The organism is Bradyrhizobium sp. SHOUNA76, from assembly GCF_023006445.1.
GTDB lineage: Bacteria > Pseudomonadota > Alphaproteobacteria > Rhizobiales > Xanthobacteraceae > Bradyrhizobium.
In genome coordinates, this window is sequence record NZ_JALBHA010000006.1 from 1 (window position 1) to 22,586 (window position 22,586).

General features: G+C 58.3%; 18 protein-coding genes and 1 pseudogene. 6 read left to right on the plus strand and 13 right to left on the minus strand.

Translation table 11 applies throughout. The features are described from left to right. Nucleotides 1-184 precede the first annotated feature (184 nt). The 3 genes and pseudogenes from MOV74_RS01945 to MOV74_RS01955 all read right to left on the minus strand — a co-directional run. On the minus strand, nucleotides 185-988 hold the full coding sequence (locus tag MOV74_RS01945; protein ID WP_246917158.1) for a glutathione S-transferase: 804 nt from the start codon (nucleotides 986-988) through the stop codon (nucleotides 185-187). 414 nt (nucleotides 989-1,402) lie between these two features. Next, the gene (panB, locus tag MOV74_RS01950; RefSeq protein WP_246917163.1) at nucleotides 1,403-2,275 is read right to left on the minus strand and encodes a 3-methyl-2-oxobutanoate hydroxymethyltransferase; all 873 of its coding nucleotides are present in this window, start codon (nucleotides 2,273-2,275) and stop codon (nucleotides 1,403-1,405) included. A gap of 260 nt (nucleotides 2,276-2,535) precedes the next feature. After that, nucleotides 2,536-4,158 (minus strand): annotated as a pseudogene (locus tag MOV74_RS01955) (long-chain-fatty-acid--CoA ligase); the annotation flags it as partial. A gap of 215 nt (nucleotides 4,159-4,373) precedes the next feature. On the opposite strand from MOV74_RS01955, the gene MOV74_RS01960 reads away from it, so the two are divergent. Together MOV74_RS01960 and MOV74_RS01965 are read left to right on the plus strand one after the other, a co-directional pair. Then, nucleotides 4,374-4,781: a tautomerase family protein gene (locus tag MOV74_RS01960; protein ID WP_246917169.1), complete on the plus strand. Its 408-nt coding sequence runs from the start codon at nucleotides 4,374-4,376 to the stop codon at nucleotides 4,779-4,781. A 776-nt stretch (nucleotides 4,782-5,557) separates the two neighbouring features. Further along, complete coding sequence (locus tag MOV74_RS01965) at nucleotides 5,558-6,664, plus strand: AraC family transcriptional regulator (RefSeq protein ID WP_246917172.1); 1,107 nt, start codon at nucleotides 5,558-5,560, stop codon at nucleotides 6,662-6,664. 167 nt (nucleotides 6,665-6,831) lie between these two features. Here MOV74_RS01965 and MOV74_RS01970 read toward each other — a convergent pair whose 3' ends face one another. The 9 genes from MOV74_RS01970 to MOV74_RS02010 all read right to left on the minus strand — a co-directional run bounded on the left by MOV74_RS01970 (nucleotide 6,832) and on the right by MOV74_RS02010 (nucleotide 17,019). Further along, complete coding sequence (locus MOV74_RS01970; protein ID WP_246917175.1) at nucleotides 6,832-9,048, minus strand: 3-hydroxyacyl-CoA dehydrogenase NAD-binding domain-containing protein; 2,217 nt, start codon at nucleotides 9,046-9,048, stop codon at nucleotides 6,832-6,834. A gap of 119 nt (nucleotides 9,049-9,167) precedes the next feature. Further along, nucleotides 9,168-10,376 (minus strand): acetyl-CoA C-acetyltransferase, encoded by a 1,209-nt coding sequence (locus MOV74_RS01975; RefSeq protein ID WP_246917178.1) that lies wholly within the window; start codon nucleotides 10,374-10,376, stop codon nucleotides 9,168-9,170. A gap of 359 nt (nucleotides 10,377-10,735) precedes the next feature. Then, complete coding sequence (locus MOV74_RS01980; protein ID WP_246917181.1) at nucleotides 10,736-11,938, minus strand: ABC transporter substrate-binding protein; 1,203 nt, start codon at nucleotides 11,936-11,938, stop codon at nucleotides 10,736-10,738. A 73-nt stretch (nucleotides 11,939-12,011) separates the two neighbouring features. Next, a complete protein-coding gene (locus MOV74_RS01985; RefSeq protein ID WP_246917185.1) occupies nucleotides 12,012-13,595 on the minus strand; it encodes a class I adenylate-forming enzyme family protein in 1,584 nt (527 codons plus the stop codon). Nucleotides 13,596-13,836: 241 nt separating this feature from the next. Beyond that, nucleotides 13,837-14,607: a Phenylacetic acid catabolic protein gene (locus MOV74_RS01990; protein WP_246917188.1), complete on the minus strand. Its 771-nt coding sequence runs from the start codon at nucleotides 14,605-14,607 to the stop codon at nucleotides 13,837-13,839. Further along, nucleotides 14,607-14,861: a phenylacetic acid degradation b gene (locus tag MOV74_RS01995; protein ID WP_246917191.1), complete on the minus strand. Its 255-nt coding sequence runs from the start codon at nucleotides 14,859-14,861 to the stop codon at nucleotides 14,607-14,609. Before MOV74_RS01995 ends, MOV74_RS01990 begins: the two co-directional genes overlap by 1 nt. A gap of 10 nt (nucleotides 14,862-14,871) precedes the next feature. Beyond that, nucleotides 14,872-15,183, minus strand: coding sequence for a metal-sulfur cluster assembly factor (locus tag MOV74_RS02000; protein ID WP_246917194.1), 312 nt, complete (start codon nucleotides 15,181-15,183; stop codon nucleotides 14,872-14,874). Then, entirely contained in the window at nucleotides 15,180-16,136 is a 957-nt protein-coding gene (locus tag MOV74_RS02005; protein WP_246917197.1) for a Phenylacetic acid catabolic protein, read from the minus strand. Before MOV74_RS02005 ends, MOV74_RS02000 begins: the two co-directional genes overlap by 4 nt. 34 nt (nucleotides 16,137-16,170) lie before the next feature. Then, on the minus strand, nucleotides 16,171-17,019 hold the full coding sequence (locus MOV74_RS02010; protein ID WP_246917200.1) for a TetR/AcrR family transcriptional regulator: 849 nt from the start codon (nucleotides 17,017-17,019) through the stop codon (nucleotides 16,171-16,173). 217 nt (nucleotides 17,020-17,236) lie between these two features. Between MOV74_RS02010 and MOV74_RS02015 the strand changes: the two genes are divergently transcribed. From MOV74_RS02015 to MOV74_RS02025, 3 genes are all read left to right on the plus strand, one after another. Next, nucleotides 17,237-17,836: a 2-hydroxychromene-2-carboxylate isomerase gene (locus MOV74_RS02015; RefSeq protein ID WP_246917203.1), complete on the plus strand. Its 600-nt coding sequence runs from the start codon at nucleotides 17,237-17,239 to the stop codon at nucleotides 17,834-17,836. Next, the gene (locus tag MOV74_RS02020; RefSeq protein WP_246917206.1) at nucleotides 17,833-18,540 is read left to right on the plus strand and encodes an SDR family NAD(P)-dependent oxidoreductase; all 708 of its coding nucleotides are present in this window, start codon (nucleotides 17,833-17,835) and stop codon (nucleotides 18,538-18,540) included. Before MOV74_RS02015 ends, MOV74_RS02020 begins: the two co-directional genes overlap by 4 nt. Nucleotides 18,541-18,794: 254 nt before the next feature. Then, entirely contained in the window at nucleotides 18,795-19,778 is a 984-nt protein-coding gene (locus MOV74_RS02025; RefSeq protein WP_246917209.1) for an NAD(P)H-binding protein, read from the plus strand. A 434-nt stretch (nucleotides 19,779-20,212) separates the two neighbouring features. On the opposite strand, the gene MOV74_RS02030 is transcribed toward MOV74_RS02025, so the two are convergent. Next, nucleotides 20,213-21,388: a trans-acting enoyl reductase family protein gene (locus tag MOV74_RS02030; RefSeq protein WP_246917213.1), complete on the minus strand. Its 1,176-nt coding sequence runs from the start codon at nucleotides 21,386-21,388 to the stop codon at nucleotides 20,213-20,215. A 237-nt stretch (nucleotides 21,389-21,625) separates the two neighbouring features. On the opposite strand from MOV74_RS02030, the gene MOV74_RS02035 reads away from it, so the two are divergent. Then, nucleotides 21,626-22,417, plus strand: a complete 792-nt coding sequence (locus tag MOV74_RS02035; RefSeq protein ID WP_246917216.1) for an SDR family oxidoreductase — start codon at nucleotides 21,626-21,628, stop codon at nucleotides 22,415-22,417. Nucleotides 22,418-22,586 lie beyond the last annotated feature (169 nt).

Sequence of the window (22,586 nt, forward strand, 5' to 3'; positions counted from 1 at the left end):
CGGCGCCCAACGCCTTAAACTTCTTCACCGTATCAGGCGAAGCGGCGACCCGCGGCTCCGACGGATCGATTTCCTTGGCAACGGCGATCTTCATAGGCCCTCCGGCGGCGCCCTCAAGTACGATTTCATAAACCCACGGCGAACGCGGCGAGTCGAGTTGTGGACAGTACTGCATGCCGTCGCGTCAGGCTGCCGCTGCGGACAGCTTATCTACGTATGATCCAAGGTCTGCAGAGAAATTCTCGTGCTTCAACAGACGACCGAAGTGTCTCATCATGCGCGGATACTCGTTTCGGACACCACGGTGAAGTATTCTGCTTAGGCCCATCTCCTCCAGCTGACGCCGTCGAGAATGTTCGTTCATGAAAAGAGCAAACTCAGTGGCGAAGCAGATATCGGCGAGGGAAATGTTGTCGCCGACCAGCACCTGGCTGGCGGACGAGAGCGCTTGCTCAAGTCCCGACGCGTAGATCGAAAACGCTTCTTGAGCTCTCGCGTGGACCGTCGCGTCCAGTGTCCCGTCCGACAGCGCGAGAAGGTAGATCTGAGCGTCCCGCGCAAAAATCAGACTCACATCCAGGAAGCTGTCGATCCTTGAAGCCTCGTAAGCATCTTGCCCATAGAGAGGGAAATCGGTCTTGCTCAGGCGTGCCACCGCTCGCATGATGCTATTCGATTCGAAGATGCCGATTTTTCCGCCGGGAGCGAACGCCGCAGGAACGTTGCCGAACGGGTGGGCATCCATGAACGCTTCTGTCTTGAACAGGCGCTCTCCTGTCAGCCCTACCCTTCCAGTTCGAGCGAGTGGCGAGTAAGCGTGCCATTCGTAGGAAGCCACGGGGGCGGCGTTGTAATCCCAAAGCCAGCTCTTCAATTCTTTCGCCAGAGCGCCTTTGATCTCGATTTCAACTCCGGCGAATCTGCCCGCAATGGTCGCCTTCCAAACTCTTGGGTTCGGCAGATACGAAAAAATGCGAAGGTCAGCCATTGTAAAGCCACTAACAGAAGCGGTCGCTGGGACGTTTCAAAGGACTAAAGGCCTAGCGGAAATCTGGGCAATCAAAAATCTGCATATCGCCCTACTCACCAATGAATAGGACACCGCGGATCTGGATCCGGCAGGCATTCGTCTGTGAGCGCGGAGCGATGCAATCCCACGTACCGCTGTCGTTCTTTACGACCGGAATGCGTGTCGAAGATAGCGCGTTCGCACGAACCATAGACCTACTAGGCTAAAACATGGCGCGAACGCATGATGCATTAGACGCCGGTCATGGACCAGATGGAAACCGCAGCACTATTCCTCGCCTCGCCCACTGCACCTCCGCCGCGAAGAGAATCGCGACACCCGTATTTCGACAGATCTCCTCATCGCGCAGAAAGTCGCGAGGTCTGATCCGCCTCAAGTCGGGCGAGACGGTGTCCAGTTGGCGATGGCAGGGCCCGCGCCTTCAGGAAGACGATAGGACTCGTCTGCAGAGGGGAATGCGCCATCCCGGACATCCGCAGCCCAGCGTGAGAGTGCCTCTTGCAACTGGCCAAAGCCGTCCATGTAGGTGCGAACGAACCTCGGGCGACGGCCTTCGACCAGGCCGAGCAGATCATGGAGCACAAGAACCTGGCCCGCACAGGCCGGCCCCGCTCCGATACCGATCGTAGGAATCGTCAGCGTTTCCGTCGCTCGGGCTGCCAGCTCGGCCGGTATTCCCTCCAGAACGAGCGCGAAGCAACCAGCCTCCTGCAGACGGTGAGCATCGTCGAGCAGCCGCAAAGCATCGTCCGCCTTCCGACCTTGCACCTTGAATCCGCCCATCACGTTGACGCTCTGCGGGGTCAGGCCGAGATGGCCCATAACCGGAATCTCACAATCGACCAAGGCGCGAACCATTTCGAGACGCTTCGCTCCGCCCTCGAGTTTCACGGCGTCGGCTCCACGCTGCAGAAACCCGCCGGCATTGCGTATCGTGTCTTCGATGCTGAGATGGAAACTGAGGAACGGCATATCGGCCACCAGCAGGGCTCTCGGCCTCGTTCGTGCAACTGCTTCGAGGTGGTGATTCATCATGGCCATGCTGACCGGCAGCGTATTATCGTATCCGAGACAAACGTTACCCACGCTGTCGCCGACGAGAATGACATCGACGACGGGATCAGCTATGCGGGCGGCCACCGCGTCGTAGGCGGTGGTCATAACCAGTCGTCGACCATCCCGCTTCCAAAACTCGAGCATCGGAATCGTAACTCGCCGGACGGGCCCCTCGGGAGTATGGCTCATCTACGTCGCACCCATCTCTTCGTTCGATTGCCCTAACCGGTCCAGCGCTCTGGAGTGCACTGAGAGCGGGCAAGCCAAGCACAGGCTTTTCACTTCGCGTGAATATTTGGCCCGAAGAAGGCTGAACAGATCAATTTGTGGTGCCACGCAATTCATCCATGAATTGCGGATCGTCACCGCTCGCGCGGTGACAGATCTCAACTGTGCCGGCTGGCTCGCCCTGACTTGGACGTTTCGCTATCAGGCAGCGGGCGGGAGGAAGCCGATGCGCCGGGAAGTTGGTGATTGCGGTAGCGCTCACGAAGCTCTGACTTCTTGACTTTCCCCGTCGCCGTATGGGGGATTGAGTCCATCACGACGTCGTCAGGCATCCACCACTTCGCGATCTTGCCCTCGAGATACGCAAGAATGGCGCTTTTGGACGCCTCCGCCCCCGTCTTGATCTGGACCACGAGAAGCGGCCTTTCGCCCCATTTCGGGTGTGGGACGGCAATCACCGCAACCTCCTGCACGGAAGGGTGCGCGGCGGCGACATTCTCGATCGCGATCGACGATATCCATTCGCCGCCTGACTTGATAACGTCCTTAGATCGATCGGTTATGCGCATGTACGCGTGCTCGTCGATCGTTGCGACGTCTCCTGTGTCGAAGTAGCCCTCCTCGTCCAAAATTTGGTCATTCAAGCCAAAGTACGCCTTGGCGACGCTTGGGCCACGCACCTTCAGTCTACCAAATGCTTTTCCGTCGCGGGGAAGTTTCGCGTCGGCGTCGTCGGTGATCTTCATCTCGACGAGAAACGGTGCAAAACCTTGGCTTGAAAGCTGGGCAAGCCTTTCGGCGCCATTCAGCTTTTCGAATGGCGGCTTCAGGTACCCGATCGAACCGACAGGCCCCATCTCCGTCATACCCCAGCCCTGCCGTGCAGCGATTCCGATTCGCTCAAATCCTTCGATCATCGCAGGTGGAGGCGCCGCCCCACCGATAGTCAGATTTTTGAGCGACGGCAGCCGCAAGTTTTCCGATTCCATATGCTGTTGAAGCATGAGCCAGACCGTCGGGACACCTGCCGTCGACGTCACGTTCTCGTCCCTGAGCAGCTCATATACGGATGGGCCGTCGAGCTTCGCGCCAGGGAAGACAATCTTGCTGCCCACCATTGGCGCCTGGAATACGTATGCCCAGCTATTGGCATGAAATAGCGGAACGATCGGAAGGACGGTATCGTTACAGCTCAGGCCCATCACGTCTACTTGGGCGGTCATCAGCGACTGAAGTACATTTGACCGATGAGAATACAGGACACCCTTCGGATTCCCCGTGGTGCCCGACGTGTAGCACAGGCCAGCGGCGGTATTCTCGTCGAAGCACTTCCAGGCGAAGTCGCCGTCGACGCTATCGATCCAGTCCTCATACGCAATGGCTCCCCGCAAGGACGTGTTCGGCATGTTCTCGCGATCCGTTAGTATGACGAAGCGCTCAACGAATCCGAGGTGTGCCGACAGCTTTTCGAGAAGCGGTACGAATGTGACGTCAGTACAGAGAATTCTGTCCTTTGCGTGATTGATGATCCATGCAATCTGTTCGGGAAACAGGCGGGGATTCACGGTGTGGCAAACGGCGCCGATCCCCATGATCCCATACCAGAGCTCCATGTGTCGCCAAGTGTTCCAGGCCAATGTCGCTACCCGATCGCCAAGCACAATGCCGTCGCGATCCAGCCGCTGGGCAACTCTTAGCGCACGTTTTCTGATTTCGCCGTAATTGGTCCGATGGATCGGCCCTTCGATCGACCGAGTCACCACCTCGCGATTTGGGTGGCAAGCTGCGGCGTGATCAATGATCCGCTGACACAGCAAAGGCCAGTCCTGCATTAAGCCCAACATGGATTCCTCCGATAAATCCTGCCACTTCCGTTTAATCGGAAGCGATCAATGTCTGTTACCTCGATTGGAGCATGCGATCGTCGGACGGTAAAACGAAACATAAGAGTTGGCGCACAACGTCAATTTTTTGGCGCGTACGGCCATAGAACCCGCGCTGCTGGGGCGTGATATCTTTCCGCACAACTTCAAAAAGCGGCAAGGCGGCAGGAGACGACATGCCAATCTACAGGATCATGAGTGAACGCGGCGCGATCAGCTCCGAACAGAAGCATGAGATCGCCGAAGCGTTGGTGGAAATGCACTTGCGTGTGGCGGGCGGAGCCAGATGGCTAGTCAACGTCGTCTTCGAAGAATCGGAGAGCGTGTTTGTGGGCGGGACGCCGGCAAAGAGACTGCTGATAGCGACAACCATTCGCGAAGGACGAGACGCCGAGGCCAAAGCGAAACTCCTTGCAGAATACTCATCACTCGTATCGCGTGTGCTGGATGTCCCAACCTCCGACATCATCGCTGGTCTCGATGAAGTAAATCCGGACAACGTGATGGAGGCCGGATTCATTCTTCCAAAGGTCGGGGAGGAAGAGGCTTGGATGAAGAAGGTCCTGGCTTCCAAAGGGCATTGACGCCGAACGGGAATTGAAACGGCCACGTGTGTGGCTATCTGATGTGAACGAGATGTCGGAAAGCGCTACCACGCGGGCGAAGCCGAGGCCTATTGATCCGTAGGCCGCACCCCAGCACGAGACCGCCGAACTCACCGTCGCGGACTTTGCGAACGGCGCTTGAGGTCATTTGAGTGCGATTGCATCGTGCCGGCGGCCGCGGCCAATCCGCTGGCCGCGATACTGGGCGCTCCTGGGAGCTCGGCCGCAAAAGAGCGAATTGATCCCCGCGGCTTACGAAAGGTGCCCCGCGCACCAACTTGCACAGCCAAAGGCACTGCATCCGCCGCCAGTCCACGCGACAGCTCAGCCTGCCGTTGCGGCCGAAAGGCTCGATTGCACCGCAAACGCTTCGGATGGAAGGCCTTCGGCCGCGAAAGGCCTGCCGCATACTGTCGTCTTTTGTCCACGGGAGCTTCGCGGCGCCCTGGACGCAGGTAGCGCGCCACTTGCCGCCTTGCCAGTCCCCTCCGGCGATAGCTTAACAACTTATGACGGCTTTCGGCCACCGCGTTCCAGTCCCTCTCGCCTGCAGCGACCGCATCACTGCTCCTGCGACCCGCAACGATCGCGTGGAAGGTCCCCCTGGAGCAGGCCACTACCGAACTGTCATTCGCGCACGTGGTCGCTGCGACCGAGAATCTACGAGAAAATCCGAAGGCCGATAAGAAGAGCATGGCCATGCTTGTCAAAATACTGATATCATTCGACCGCGCTCCGCGGGGAGAACCATCGTCTTGACAGCTCTTACCGTAGCCTCATGCTGGTTCAACGCAATTCTCGACGGCCTTGAACGACAGGGCCTGGAGAGAACACGACTGACGCTCGGTGTCCGCGGCATCGTGGACGGCAGATTTCCCGACACGAGCCGCATTGAGCTCTCTCCAACAAGAACCATTTGGGGCCGCGCCCGGCTTCTTTCGGATGATCCTCTGCTCGGGGTCAAGGTCGGCAGCTCCCTGCCTATACACGCCACCAATGTGATCGCGGTCATCACAGCGCACAGCCCTACGTTTGGCGAATCTATTCAGCACCTGTTGCGCTATCAGGCGTTGCTGAGCGAGGGCGGCCAGCTCACGACGCAATCCACGGGAGGAGCGGTTCGGATGCTGTATAAACCGAACTGGGACGCCGTATCGATGGATGTGCTTCATACCGATGCGATCATCGCTTGTATCGTCGCGAGCGGTCCGCAGCCTACGCTTGTTCATCTCGTTGGTCGGCCAGAGGCCGATCAGGCCTCGTTCGCTGAAACCCTTAAATGCGACGTTTGCTTTGGCGCGCGATACGCTTCCGTCGACTACGATGCCAAGGCACTGAAAACACTAAGATCCGGAGCGGATCGATCCTTGTGCGACATCAATATCGCTTACGCTGAGACTTTGCTTGGCGCTCTCCGTCAAATGGATGCCCTTTGCCAAAGGGTGCAGGCAGCGGTCGCAAAGCTCGGTCCGGGTGCAGCCAATATCGACTCCGTCGCCAGCGAAGTCGGCTGTTCACCTCGCACGCTCCAGCGCCGTTTAAGTTCAGCCGGCACGAGCTTCTCTGAACCTTTCGATGCCTATCGGATGGCTGAAGCTCTAATCATGCTCTCCGAGACAGATGTCGGTGTTTCTCGTATCGGTCACCTTCTCGGCTTCTCGGAATCGAGCTCATTCTCCCGCGCCGTATCGCAGTGGTGTGGACTATCGCCCCGCCAAATCAGGGAGCAGCGGAACAGTGACCTGGCTGGAATTCGAGATTCGCATCTATCGCCTCATCGGCCGCTTCCCCGAACGAGGAACGCTGTCGGAGCGACCCGGATGGGGGTCGTCAAACGGCCAAGCTCCTTGGTGACAGTGTGATGTGCTCGCTCCGTCACCCCGCGAACGAAAGAGCGGCTCTTTCGATAATTCAAGGCGGCTTAGCGGAAGACATTCCCTCTCGCCCGACAATGAAACGGGCCGTTCGATCAAGCGGGGCACCGGATTGACGGTTGCCCCGCTGCGAGCTCAGACGGATATCGACGCCGCTATGCCGCCGTCGCCTTTTTCGGTGTAAAGCGACCGTAGAACGTTTCGCCTTTAGCGGCCATTTCGATCAAGAGCTTTGGTGGCGTGAAGCGCGAACCATACTTCTTTTCCAGCTTCAGACACAGCTCGACGAACTTTTTCGTTCCCATGAAGTCGATGTAGGACAGCGTGCCCCCGGTGAATGGCGGGAACCCGAATCCGAGAATCGAGCCGACGTCGGCCTCCCGCGGATCGGTGATGACGTTATCTTCCACGGTGCGCGCGGCTTCCACGGCCTGGACCACGAGAAACCGCTGCTTCAATTCCTCGACGTCGAGCGTATCCGGATCGAGCCGCTTAGGCTGCATCACGGTCAGCTCCGACCATAGCTTCTTTTGTCCCTTTCCCTTGTCGGGATAATCATAGAAGCCCTTGCCATTTTTTCGGCCGAGGCGCCCGCGCTTCTCCACCATTTCGACCAGCAACTTCTTGTGATCCTGATTGACCGCCTGCGTGCCGACATCGGCTTCGGTGGCCCTCAAGATCTTAAGCCCAAGATCGAGCGCGGTTTCATCACTGAGTGAGAGCGGCCCGACCGGCATGCCGGCCATCTTGGCGACGTTATCGATCATCGCGGGCGGCACGCCCTCGAGCAACATCTCATATCCTTCGAAGAGGAAGAGCATCACACAACGGTTGGCGTAGAAGCCACGAGAGTCGTTGACGACTATCGGCGTCTTCTTGATCTGGCGCACGTAGTCGAGTGCGGTGGCCAGCGCCACGTCTCCAGTGTCATTGCCGACGATGATTTCCGACAGCATCATCTTCTCGACTGGAGAGAAGAAGTGGATCCCGATGAACTTAGACGGATCCTTGAACTCCTCAGCCAGCGAATTGATCGGCAGCGTGGAGGTGTTCGACGCAAAGATCGCGCCCTTCTTCAAAAGCGGCTGCGCTTTGGCGTAGGTCTCTGCCTTGACCTTCCGATCCTCGAACACCGCCTCGATCACCAGGTCGCAATCGCTTATCGCGTTGTAATCTGCGGTGGCGGTAATGCGCGAGAGGATCGCGTCGCCGTCGGCTTGATTCATGCGCCCCTTGGAAACTGCCGCCTCGACGTTCGCCTGGGCGTGGCCCTTGCCCTTGTCGGCCGAGGCCTGGTCGCGATCGATCAGCACCACATCGATTCCCGCCTGAGCGGAAATGTAGCCGACGCCGGCGCCCATGAAACCTGCACCGATGACTGCGAGCTTCTTCACCTTTGTCGGCGGCACCTTCTGCGGACGGCGCGCACCCTTGTTCAGATCCTGCATCGATATAAAGAGCGAGCGGATCATCGCCGCCGCTTCCTTCGAGCGCAAAATCTTTGAGAAGTACCGCGACTCGACGCGCAGCGCCGTATCCATCGGCAACTGCAGGCCTTCGTAGACGCACTGCAGGATTGCCCGTGCGCCCGGATAATTGTCGTAAGTCTCCCGGCGCAGCATCGCGGTCGCAGGCTGGAAGAACTGCAAACCCGTTTTCGAGTAGACCGTACCACCAGGCAGCTTGAAATCTTTCTGATCCCAGGGCGCGACCGCCTTGCCGCCGGCTTTGATCCAGTCCTTCGCCTTCTGAATCAGATCCCCAGCAGGCACCACCTCTCCGATGATACCGCGGGCTTGGGCCTTCTTGACATCAATGGCCTCGCCCTTGAACAGCATCTGTACGGCGTCCATGGTCGGCATCAGGCGCGGCAAGCGCTGCGTGCCGCCGGCCCCGGGGAAAATTCCAATCTTGACCTCCGGCAGCCCAACACGGGCTTTTGGATTGTCGGACGCTATGCGGTGGTGACAGGCAAGCGCCAGTTCGAAGCCGCCGCCGAGCGCCGTTCCATTGATCGCGGCAACCCACGGCTTGCCACCAACCTCGATATTTCGGAATGATTGCGACAATTTGCGCGCCTCACCGAACACGTATTTGTTCGCCGCTTCCTCGCCTTGCGACTTCAACATCTCCCCGTGAGTACGGTTCATCGCTTCAAGCATCGTCAAATCCGCGCCGGCGCAAAACGCGTCCTTGCCGGATGTGACAACGACGCCCTTGACCGCCACATCTGATGTCATCTGCTCGATGATCGCCGCAAGCTCGGCGCCGGATGTGTCGTCGATGACGTTCATCGATTTTCCGGGGATATCCCACGTCACCAGCGCAATGCCGTCGACGTCTGTCTCAATCCTGAAATTCTTGTAGGCCATGTGATCGTTCCAATTCCTTGTCGTCATCCAGGGGTGCCTCGCTCCTCGCGAGTGCTCCTAAGGACGTCATGATTAGGATTTTCGCCTGGGTCGCCTCCCCTTACAGGGAAGAGAACAATTCAGACCCGTTCAATGATGGTCGCGGTACCCATTCCGCCGCCGATGCACAGCGTCACGAGAGCGGTGGATTTGTTGGTACGCTCGAGTTCGTCGAGAACCGTACCGAGGATCATCGCGCCGGTCGCGCCAAGTGGGTGGCCCATCGCAATCGCGCCGCCGTTGACGTTGATCTTGTCCCTGTCGATTTCGAACGCCTGCATCAGTCGCAGGACCACGGAGGCAAACGCCTCGTTCAGTTCGACCAGATCGATGTCCGACAGCTTCATGCCGGAACGATCAAGCACTTTTCTGGTCACATCGACCGGACCGGTCAGCATCATCGCAGGTTCGGAGCCGACATTGACGAACGCGCGAATCTTTGCACGTGGCTTGAGGTCATGCTTTTTGCCAGCATCCTTGCTACCGAGAAGAACGGCTCCCGCGCCGTCGACAATACCCGACGAGTTGCCTGCATGGTGCACGTAATTGATCGCCTCGATTTCCGGATGCGATTGCACGGCAACGGCGTCAAAGCCGCCCATCGCACCCATCGTGGCGAATGATGGCTGCAGCTGGCCGAGCGACTGCATTGTCGTTCCCGGGCGAATATGCTCGTCCTTTGCGAGAATCGTGATGCCATTGACGTCCTTCACCGGCACGACCGATTTCTTGAACCGACCTTCGTCCCAGGCCCGGGCGGCGCGCTCCTGGCTCTGAACGGCGTAGGTATCGACGTCATCGCGCGAGAAGCCGTACTTGGTGGCAATCAAATCCGCTGCGACGCCCTGAGGCATGAAATAGCTCGGCACCGCCATAGAAGGATCCGTCGGCCATGCCGAACCGGAGGACATGATCCCGACGCGGCTCATGGACTCCGCGCCGCCGCCGATGGTCAATTCGTGCTGCCCCGACATGATCTGCGCCGCGGCAATATTCACGGCGTCGAGGCCCGACGCGCAGAAGCGGTTGACCTGAATACCGGGCACTGACTTGTCGAAGCCGGCCTTCAGCGCAGCAAATCGCGCGATGTCGCCCCCTGCCTCGCCGATCGGATCCACAACGCCGAGCACGACGTCATCGACGCTGTCAGGCGCCAGATTGTTGCGCTCCTTCAGCGCCTGTAGCGGAACGGCCGCCAGCGCGAGAGCCGTCACTTCGTGGAGCGAGCCGTCGGACTTTCCCTTGCCGCGCGGCGTGCGAACGTGGTCGTAGATATATGCCTCAGGCATCTCTGGCCTCTCCTGCCTTGTTTACCTCCCCGGTCCGGGAGGAATTGTCCCAGCGCAAATCAAGCTGTCTTGAGTCACTCGCGAGAGCGCGGCCGACACCGACCCTTCTCACTCAGATCAAAGTAGATGCTGCAAACCTACATAAGTTGCTTTCGTATATTACCTTGTTTTTTTCAAGTCTTGATCGGCGAGTTTCGCTCCAGCCGCACACCTAGCTCTCGGTGCGGCAGGTCTGATCTTCGTTCGGTGTTCAGCGGTGCGTGACGACCCTGCGCCGGCGCATCACGGCTCAGCTCATTGCGCAGGTCTGCCGGGAGCCGCCACCGTGTGGGCACGTGAGCCCGACCTTCCGTCCCTGCTCACTCTGAGGAAGCGTCAAGGACTTCGCCGAAAAGCTCCCAGGCTGTACCACTCCAGCGTTGCAGCTTCATTTGGGTGTAATTCATGTTGATCTTATCGCTCGTACTGACGCTGATGCCAGGCAACAGCGTCGGTAGCATGACATTCTTCAGGCTCTTCGCCTGCTTGATGATATTCTCGCGGGAAAGATCGCTCCCGCACTGTTTGATCAGGTGTTCGAGCAACGCTGCTTGCGCATAACCGTACTGGATATTGGTGTCGGCGAAGTCGGCGCCCGGCATGTACTTTTCGATGAAGGTTCGATAGCCCTTCATCCCAGCGTCGTTGGCCCACTGCGTGTCGACCGGATCCATCAGGTTCTGCCCGACGATCACACCGACCGCCCTTTCCAGACCTGCCGGCTTCAGGGTCGCGCTAACCGAACCCGAGGGGTAGTTCAGTACGATCGTGGGTTTCCAGCCGATCTCGGCAGCCCTCCGAATGGCTTGCGCCGCGAACTTTGGCGTCCCCGCCACCAGCAGCGCATCGGCCCCTGAACTCTTCAAGTTCAGGATTTGAGAATCCACCGTTGGATCGCTGACCTCATATGAGACGGCGACAACCTTCGCTTCGAAAGCGCCTTTCAAGATCGCCTTGAAAGCGTTGACGTAATCCTTGCCGAGATCGTCATTCTGATAGAGGATGCCATACTTCGCATTCGGCATCGTCTTGGTCAGAAACTTGGCATAGATCTTCCCCTCTGTATCGTAACTGACGATGCTCGTCGTCGTCAGCGGATAATCCGAGACGTTCGTGAACTTGTTCGACCCGGTGATGATGCCTATGCTCGGCACGCGCTTCGCAATGAGATATTTGGCGACCGCCGTGTTTCCCGGGGTACCAAGCTGACCATAGATGAAGGCGACCTCGTCGCCTTCGACGAGCTTGCGCACCTGCTCCACCGCTTTGGGCGGGCTGTAAGCATCGTCGTACATGATGTAGTTTATTTTCCGGCCGTTAATGCCGCCGCGGTCGTTGACCGATTGGGCATAGGCAAGAATGGCTTGACCTATGACACCGTACGGCGAGGCCGGTCCGCTGAAAGGAAAGACTCCGCCAATCTTGATCTCAGACGGCGTCACACCCGGTGCATCGGCGGCATACGCAGCGGACCCGAACGACATCAGCATCAGAGCAATAAATGGCCTGAAGAGCTTGAACATGACATCACTCCAAAAATGTGAAACTACGTGTCTTCTTAAACCTCAAGCCGGTTCGAGAAGATCGGCTCCTTGACTAGGACGCGCGGCGTATGCGCGTCGACGAAGGGAGCCGCTCGCGGACCATCTCCCGAACCAGATCCTTGCGTACTTTGCCGAAGCTGTTGCGCGGCAATGCGTCAAGGCAGACCACTTCACGCGGCCGCTTGTAGCTCGCGAGGGACGCGCAGCTCCTTACGATGTCGTCCGGATCTACGGCTGCATCTGTCGCCTTGACGATGGCAGCGACAACGATTTCGCCCCACTTTTCGTCGGGAATTCCGATCACCGCGACTTCCCGGATTGATGGATGATCGATCAACGCCAATTCGACTTCGGCGCAATAGACGTTCTCTCCACCGGAGATGATCATGTCCTTCTTGCGGTCCTTGATAGCAAGGTATCCGTCCTCATCGAGAACACCGACATCGCCGCTGCGATACCACTCCTGCCCATTCAGATCGATGATCGCGTCCCGCGTCGCTTGCTCGTTGTCGAGATAGCGCGAGAATGCCGTCGGCCCGCTGATGAGAATTTCTCCGATCTCGCCACGAGGAAGGACCCCGCGCTTGTCGTCGTAGATGGCGATCTGCGTCCCAGGTGCCGGGAGCCCGGCACTGCCTGGCTTCCTCGACAGCATCGACGGAGGACAGGTCGAAACGAACAGCATTTCGGTGATGCCGTAAGTGTTAATAACTCCATTGGGTAATTCGAAGCGTTTGGTGATTTGCTCCGCAAGTACCGGCGGCAACGGGGCGGACGCTGAAAGCCAGTTTGCGAGATGAGGCAACGGCTTCGTCTCGGCAGTTAGTTCGCGCAGCAATTGCCAGGCCATCGTCGGGACGATGAACGCGGTGTTGATCTCGAGCTTCTCCAGGTATTCCAACGTTTGTGCAGCGTTGAGCTTCTTGAACAAAAACTGCGTGCCACCACACATCACGACCGGGAGCGCAACGTTTTCCATCGCTCCTCGATGAAAAAGGGGAGCGACGCCCAAGACTCTGATGGGTTCCGAAATCCGAATAGCCCAGGCGCCGAGCATCGCGGCAGCCAGAGCAGATCGGTGCTTAACCACTGCTCCCTTCGGCCGGCCTGTCGTGCCCGATGTGAACCAGATGCCGCTATCAGCATCTGCGCTCACGATCGGGAAGGAGGACATGTCTGCGGTACCGCTTAGCAGATCGTCGAAGCGAAGCTGATCGGGCCCCACGCCGCTGCCGCACACGATCAGTCGGATCGAGAGCGTAGAGGTCGCGATGGCCTGAGACGCCAGTCCAGCGAGCTCTTCATCAACGATGAGCGCTTTACACTTGGCTGCCGAGAGCTGATACGCGAGCTCTTCGGCCGTCAGCCGAAAGTTTAGAGAAACGGTCAGCGCACCGAGCCGGGCGATCGAAAAGTAGGATAGAAGCAGCTCGCGCTGATTCCACAGCAAATATGCAACCCTGTCGCCTGCTCCAACTCCGAGCCGCTGAAGTCCAGCAGCAAGGCGGTCGACCGTCTCATCGAATTCGCGGTAGGTCAGCGACCCCGCCTCATCGACGACGGCGCTTCTTTGCGGCGTCGCGCAGGCCGTTGCCCGAAGAACATCCGAAACCGAAATGGCTCGATCCAGCACCATGACCTCCCCTTGTTCGTTCTGGCAGCTTGTGCTGCTCTTTGGTTTTCCGACCGCACCTAACGTGATGGCTCAGGCTGCCACTTCACCCAATGGAAGAACGACTTGCATTTCCGGCATCGAAACAAGACTTCGGAAACGCTTCCACCGAAAGGCGATTCGATATCGACAACATCGCTCTCACAGTGCGGACAAACGACCTTGCTGGCATCTACCGGCAAGTCGAACGTTGGCTCGTTTCGATTCACGGCATCGCCAATTCGCGATTCTTGAAACCGATCTTCTCGAACAGATTCTCCGGGATCCCGGGACGGCCGTTGCGGCGGATGGACGGCTGCCACGACTTTGCAGGGCCCACAATTCCGTCCGGAACATCGAAGGTTGCGCCGATCGCTTTGAGGAAGCGATCGCGAAGGTCCGAATCCGACGTATCCCGATAGCCGGTTGAGAAAACCACGTCCGGCCGGTCCGCGTCGCCCCACCAATCCAAAGCGTCGACCAAGCGGCGACGGGCGTCTTCGTCTACCGTGGACGCCGAATCCTTGCGCAGCGCCTTGATCCAGCCCACCGAATAGCTGAGGTGAAAGCGCGATTCCTTCAGGATCTTGTCAGCGAGACGTGCCAGGGTTCTGTCGGCCAGGCTTGTCCTGTAAGCGCTCAGTTGCGTGGAAATGGCCTGCTCAGCCATGAATATCGTTGCGATAAAATCAGACCACGATTGCGGCGGCCGGTCGAGCAGCTTGGGCGAGCGGATATCCTTCGCACCACGCGTCCACTCGACCTCCTCGAGCGTGACTCCGAAACGCCCCAGATGCTGATAGAGCGCGCGGGCATGCCCATACTGCCCCTGCATCATCGCGCAGATGGACGTGAAGTCCGCGATGGAGCGCCCGTTCTGCAACACCATCATGTACCAGCCGGCGAGCACCAGTTTGGCGTCCGCGATGCAATACAGTTCGTCCCGCAGGCACCGGTCCGCTTCTGAAAGATCTTCGATTGAATTGATGACGGACATCACACCACCTTCACCTTCGATTTGCTGCCGCGTTCGGTAATAGTAACGATTGCCGACAGCGGAACGATGCACATCTCCCGCCAGGTATGGTGGTCGTAGACGAACCAGGCGCGCGCCTCCGCCAGTTCCGCGTTGGGGGCCTCGACCGAACCGATATGAGTGAGTGGTTCTGCGGAATCTCTGCGCGCAAATACCTCGTAGAATTCGGGCTTGTCGCCGCCCAACTCCAATTGTCTGTCGATAACCTTCTTCATCATCGCACCCTTAAACTTGTATTCCGAAGCGGCGCATCAGTTGCCGTGCATTGGGCTCAATGGATTGAGTGGTCCAATCGTGGTGCCAGCCTTCGAGGACGTTGACCTCGCTGACGCCTTTTAGGCCGCCCACGGCGTCCTTGACCGATTGTTTCAGCATCGACACGCCAGGACAGGCCAGGCACGGGATGGCGAGTTCGACATTGACCACGCCGGTTTCCGATATCGTGACTGCCCGCAACATCCCCATGCTCTCGATGCTGACCGGTATATGCGGGTCATTCACCGCGAGAAGCGCCTCCCGGACCGCCTGCTCCGTCACCACAGGTCTTGCCCCCACAGCTCAATCTGCATCCGGCTCAGGCCCGGCAGCTTCAATGGGCCGCCCTTCTTCCACTGCGCCAGCTTCTCGGGCCATGGCACCGTACGGAAATCCCATTTCAAAGTTTCCAGATTCAGCAGGATCGGCATCTGGTAATCGAGGACGTAAATGCCTCTTTCGCTATCGAAGTGAGCCGGGACCTTCAGACCAACCTGCTCGCAGAAAGGAACGAGGCGCTGCAGCCAAATCTGCCTGAGCTGATCGTTGCTGCTACCGCGAATCTTGTAATGGAGCTGGTCGGTTCTCGACTTGACATCGTCCGTCGCGCCGAACCACTCGGCACCCAAGGGAAACCAGAAATCCATACGTTCCTGAACACGCTTCCGTATCTCGGGCCCCTGCTGCATGTAGTGGCGGATCATGTACTCGCCGCGCTTGACGTGGAAATTTTCCTCGAAGTTCACCTTCCGCAGGGACCGGCTATATGGACCGAATGAACAATTTTCCTCGAGATCACACGTCGTGATGTATCCCGCCTGATCGCCGACAAGGTGGCCTAGCCCCACATCGATCGGACTCAAGTTGCCAAACTCGAGCAGAAAGAACGTCTTGAAATTCTTGGGATCACGCTCGAACACCTGGTGATAGGAGTCGAAGCCGAAATCCTCGAGCATGCGGAACATGACTTGGGCATGCCCCATCTCGTCTTGCAGCGCAGACGCGATGGCAATTCGATCGTTGATACTGGGCGCAAACGCGATGGCATCGAAGTCGAGAGGCAACGTCATGATTTCCAGATCGGCCGCGATCGCCATAGTCGCGACGAGCACGTCACGATAGCGCGGCGTCATCTCGCTGATATCTTCCAGCGTTGCGCCAGCCTTGATTCGGGTCTGTAGAGCGACCTCAGTTGCCTCTTCCGGGATTTCGCGTGCGAGCGCCGCTTGAGCCATGGTCGGACCTTCCCTGTTAGAATTCGTTGATTGTTTATGCGTGGTCCTGGAGATTGCCTCGCAAGACATCGATAACGGAGGGGCCATCATCGGCCTCGATGTCTCTCGGCGCCTCCGACGCGATTTGAAGACCGGTAAGCACGACAGCCTTCAGCGCGCGAACCAGACGGTGAACGTCAATGCGGAGATTCTGACGGAGGCACTCGAGCATGATGCCATCGCCGGTGGAGATCAGGACCCGAGCCATATCGCTGCTGCTCAGATCGGAGCGGAACATGCCAGAAGCCTGCCCAAGCTCCAGGACAGTTCGCACTTCTCGCGCGATCCGATTGTAGCCAGCCTTTACCCTGCGCGCCGCCTCGGATTCAGTTGCGGCCATCTCTATAGAGACGACGATCGGCAGCAACATCGAGCCCGGATGGTCAAGGGCGACCTCGCCGGCCCTCTCCAGATATTTCGTCATGCGCTCGACGGGCGAAAGGCTTTGATCTTGCAGGATCTGAAGATATGGCTCCATGACGTTGGCTCGCACGCGATTGAGCAGCTCAAGCAGGACACCTTCCTTGTTGCCGTAATAGAAGTAGACGCTGCCCTTGGTCAGGTCTGCGAGCTGCCCGATCTGCTCCGTCGTCGTGCCGTTGTAGCCCTGGGTCACGAAGAGAAACTCGGCGGCAGCCAATACTGCCGACATGCTCAACTCGCGATGTTCGGAATTTGTCAGTCGTTTCTTGCGCTTTTTCATGCGCTCGAAAGTATTATCACTCGACTCGCGAGGTAAAGCCTCGTGCAACCCTAATGCACCGCTAGACGCACGATTGCCGCATTCGCCAATGCCATGGCTAGCGTCGACAACTCCTGACAATGCGGAAATACACATGCTCATGGCCCAGCGAAGTCTTCTTCGAAGCGGCTAGCAGTTGACATTGATACTCATCTACAATTAACTTACTTACCAGTCAATAACTTTCTTTGAGGGCAGGAGACACCAGATTTTCGTCTTGGAAACCAGTGAGATACACGAAAGCAGCGGCCCGGCTCGGCAGCTGTTCGGCAGCAAATTGAGCCAAAACGAGCGATCGACAAGGGAGAAAGGACCAGGGATGACCAAACAGATTGAATTCTATTTCGACTTCGGTAGCCCCTACAGCTACCTCGCACAGAGTCAGCTCAAGAAGCTGGCCGCAGACACGCAGGCAACCGTCGTCTACATGCCCATCAATGTGCTGGATCTGATGAAAGCGACCGGCAACACCCCGACGACAATGGAGTGCAGGGCGAAGAGAAAATACGCAAAAAGCGATCTGCAACGTTGGGTCAAAAAGTACGGCGTCGGCTGGGAGCCCAACCAGAACTTCCGGCACATCGACCTCAACTTCCTGCTTCGCGGGGCCATCGCCGCGATCAAGCTCGGGGTGGGGCCCGATTTCGTATCGAAGGTGTTCACGGGCCTCTACGCCCAGGTGCTTGACCTCGGCAACGTCGACATCCTCAGAGACTTCCTGAAGAAGAACGAGCTTCCTGCCGATCGCATCCTCGAACTGATGGCTCAGGAGGAGACCTCCGAGGAACTGAAGGCCCGCAACAAGGCAGCCGAAGAAGCCGGCCTGTTTGGTACGCCAACGTTTCGGATCGGAGAGGAACTCTATTTCGGAAACGATCGACTCCCATTCGTTGAAGCAGCAGCAAAAGCGCAGGCATGATCATGACAAAACCAGTTTGTGTTATTACCGGTGTTGGTCCCGGTACAGGCAGCGCACTCGCCCGCCGCTTCTCTCGCGGCGACTACCACGTCGCTCTCATTGCGCGCTCGGAGAAGCGCATTCCGAAGCTGCAAGCCGAGCTGCCGGACGCCTCCGCCTACATCTGCGATGTCACGCAGGAGGACCAGGTCAGCGAAACCATCGCAAAAATCACGCGTGACCACGGCGCGCCCGCGATCGCCATCCACAATGCCGTAGGCGGAACGTTCGGAAATTTCCTGGAAGTGGATCCCGCGGCTCTTGAGACGAACTTCAAAGTCAACACCATGGGACTGCTTTACCTTGCCAGAGCGGTCGCTCCTGCGATGATCAAGGCGCAAAGCGGTGCCATCATCGCGACCGGCAATACCTCAGCCTATCGCGGGGTCGAGAGCTACGCCGGCTTTGCGCCGTCGAAGGCGGCAGAACGCATCCTTGCCGAATCGATGGCGCGGCATCTGGGCCCGAAGGGCGTCCATGTCGCCTTTCTGATGATCGACGCAGTCATCAACGTACCGTGGGCTCGCAAGATGTTCCACGACAAGCCGGAAGAGTTTTTCGCTCAACCGACAACGATTGCCGATGAGATTTGGCACATTTGCCATCAGCCTCGCTCGGCATGGTCGTTCAACTACGAACTCCGCCCCTACGGCGAGAAGTGGTGATCCGCTTCATCTCACAATCGATCGCGATGCCGATCTGAAAAATGCCGGACCGTCGCCATTGCTGAGCGACCGGTCCGGCCCTCGACCATAGCCACCTACTTTTTCAGACCGTGGAGAAGAAATTGCCTGAAGCACTTTCTTCGGAGGCACGGGCGAACTTGCCAAGCGAGATGGGATGGGAACTCCAACCATTTTGCGGCTCAAGGCAACACTAACCGCGCCGGAGACCGACTGCTGACCTTGGGAGACGATTCATGTCGAAGCGAAGTCCAATCCTGATCACCGGCGCCGGCGGAGAAGTTGGCTCGGTCAGTAAAACGATCACCCACATGCTGCTGGAGCAGCAATATCCAGTACGTGCCTTTGTCAAAAGGGACGACGAACGGGCCGAAGCGCTGCGGGAAGCCGGTGCAGAAGTATTTGTCGGGAATCTTCTCGATCTCGCCGACGTCGTCGCCGCCGTGAAGGGCTGTCAACGAATTTATTTCAGCATGAGCTTGAACCCCTATTATACCGACGCCAGCATCCTGATGGCTGCAGCCGCACAAGAACAAGGGGATACCGAAGTGTTCGTGAACATTTCGGAATACGAGCAGTGCTACATGACCTTCGACAGAATGTCGACTTCGCACGATGCAAGACGCGCTTGGCTGGGCGGCTTGATTGGCGATTGGTCGCGGCAACAACGGGCTCACTGGGCTTCGGAGCGGGCGTTGAAATGGTCAGGCCTGCCGGTTGTGAACGTTCAAGCGACGATGTTCGTCGAGAATCCCATCCTGTCGTGGTTTCCCCTGAAGCAGCTCCTCGGTGCAAATGAGCTGCACCTGCCGTTTGGGTCGCAGAAGGTTGCGCCCATTGCGGCCTATGACGTTGCAGTAGTATGCGCGAAGATTTTGATGGATCCGTCGGGGCATGTTTCGAAGTCTTATGCGTTGACCGGTCCGACGTTGAAAGACATGCACGGGGTTGCGGAGGACTATGCCGCGGTGCTGGGCCGGCGTATTTCTTACGTTCCTCAGGCGGCGGACGCCTGGATCGAGACTTACGTCAACAGCGCTTATGCGTCCCGCAATCCGCATGTCGCAAGCCACATAAGGGCGCTCGTCCACTTGGTCGCGGGCGGACGCTATGACATCGTTGACGACCAGCTCGAGCGGTTGCTTGGGCGTACTCCGAAGGACATACAATGGGCTTTGAAGCGATCGCCGCGGATTCGCGAAGCTCTGCAGAACGCATAGATCGATGGGACGCGCCGCCGCGCGGGAAGGCGGGCAGCTTTATCGAAGCCGGCGCGCAGGCACTGATGGAAACCAATCGGAATTTCCGCGGCCCGAGGTATATGCTCGAACTACAAGGCCAAGCCAGGCGATCTTGATCCTCCGACAATCGTGGTTGGATCCGCGCGGCGTCGAAGAGCCCCCCGAAAAAAAATGGCCCGGGATCAGAGATCCCGGGCCAGTCTGGGAGACCCGCGCGCCCACTTCACAGCGCAATCCAAAGAACAAGCTGCACGATGACAGCGAAAGGCAATCCGAAGGCCAACGCGAGAAGCTGACCTTCTCTGATTTCATCGACGCTCGGATCGGGAAAGAATTCGATCGCGAATAGACCACATTCCATGAGCCGCCCCCGATTTTTCCTGAACAACAATTTTCCCAGCGTTCGTCCTTTCTCAGCTCTCGACTTTGAAGGTGAGCCCGGCATTTCGAACCAACCGAGGTATCAGCTTCTCGCCCATCGCCGCGCCAGGCGTCCAAATGCCAGCAGCGACGTCGCTCGCGTCCTGCAGGAGGCAGATCGCGCATTCCGTGATCATTTTTGACGTCGATCCGTAACCTGGGTCCCTGTCACCTCGAACCGCGACAGAGATCTTGCCGCGATCCTTGCTACTCCCGATGAACAGGATGTCGTAACAACCGGCCTCACGTTCCGCCTTCGACGGGCCCTCACCTGGCTTCGGACTGCCTTCGCCGCCGAACGATCTGTTATCCTCCGCAATCTTGGCGGCCGTCATCTCGCCCTGCTTGCCGGGACCGGCGACGATCATCTCGTCGTAAACGAAACCGGTCCCGTAGCTGTGCCCCATGAGAGCGTTCGAGCGATGAACGTTGCGCGTGTTGATCGGCGACATGATGAAGGGGGCCACCCAGGCGCCGAGGTCCTCGTCGAACTCAATCTTCATTCCATGCGGCTGCTTCGGTCCAGCAAAGCCGGGCGTCAGAAGAAACGGATCCTTGAGCTGGTCGAGCACCTTCGGATTACTCATCGCGGCGGCCATCGTCGCGCGTGAACTGGCTGCAGTTCCGCCCGAGAACGTGCCCTTCATCACCCGGACCCGGCCTTTCACGTGCTCGGCGGGCTCTCCCCACGCCTTCCTGGCGGCGCCCTGCAGGAAGAACACGCCGAGTTCGAACGGCACGGAATCGAAGCCGCACGAGAAGATGATGCGCGCCCCACTCGATCGGGCCTCGTCCTCATGGGCGTCGATCATGCTCCTCATCCAGACGGTTTCGCCGCTCAAGTCGAGATAGTCCGTGCCCGCGCGAGCGCATGCCGCCACCAATTTCGATCCAAAAAGCTGGAAGGGTCCGACCGTGGAGATCACGGCGCGCGTCGACCGAGCCAGCGCCTGCAGCGACGCTTCGTCGTCCGAGTCAGCCTTGATCAGCAATGTATCGTCGGGCGCGCCGATCTCGGCGCGGACGGTGGCGAGCTTCTCGAGGTCGCGGCCCGCCATTCCCCATTTGATTTTCTTTCCGTATCTCGTCGCGAGGTACTCGGCCACGAGCCGACCGGTGAAGCCACTGGCGCCAAAAACAATCAGATCGCAGGCGCTATCGCGTACCATACTCTCGCTCCATCAGTGCTCGGAGGCGCGGCCTCACCTACGGCCACGAACTCACGACTCACGAAATGACTCATCCTGCCGATGAGGCTGAACCGTTGTTTTTCATCAATTTTCCCGGCATCGAGAAAACATTCTGACTATACAGTAAGTTTCATTGATGTAAAGTATGCCGCGTCTCGGCTGCCCCTTGCGGCTGAGGTTCGGATGCCCCCTCCAACAGAACATCAGGTCTTCAAAATGGTCAGCTTGAAAAGCTTGCTCGATCTCTCTGGAAAGAAAGCCCTCGTGACCGGAGGCTCCCGCGGGCTTGGGCTTCAAATCGCCGAAGCACTGGGCGAACAGGGAGCGGAGATCGTATTGTCGTCGCGGAAGGCTTCGGACCTTGAAAAGGCGCAGGCGCATCTCGCCGGCCGTGGAATCTCAGCACAATGGATCGCAGCGGATAACTCCAGGGACGATGACATCTCACGTCTCGTCGACGAGGCCCTCGGCAAGCTCGGGCGAATTGATATTCTCGTCAACAATGCGGGAGCGACATGGGGGGCTCCGACCGAAGATCACCCTATCGAGGCGTGGGACAAGGTCATGAATCTCAACATTCGCTCCCTCTTCCTCCTGAGCCAGCAGATCGGAAAACGCTCGATGATTCCGAACCGATATGGTCGGATCATCAATCTGGCGTCGATCGCCGGCCTCCTCGGCAGCACGAGCACGACTCAAACGATCGCCTACAACACGAGCAAGGGCGCCGTGGTCAACTTCACCAGAGCACTCGCCGGCGGCTGGGGGCGCTACGGCATCACGGTGAACGCGTTGGCGCCGGGCATGTTTCCCTCGAAAATGACCAAGGGCACGATCGAGCAGGTCGGCATGGAGAAGCTGACGACAGGCGTACCTCTGCAGCGCATCGGTGACGAAGACGACCTGAAAGGCGCCGCCCTGTTGTTCGCCAGCGAAGCCGGCAAACATATCACCGGTCAGATCCTAAGCGTGGACGGCGGTCTAACGGCTGTACTGTCCTCATCCTAGCGAGCCCTCATAACCGATCAGCTGTTATCTTGGATGAGATGCTCCACGAGTTGTCGGGTCGAAGCCGCCTCTCGTGCTTCGCCGCGCCGCTCGCGACGTTCACCGGATTGACGCTCGACACCCGTTGTTCGGGACTCAAGGAGCTTCTTATTCAAGATTCAGGAACCCA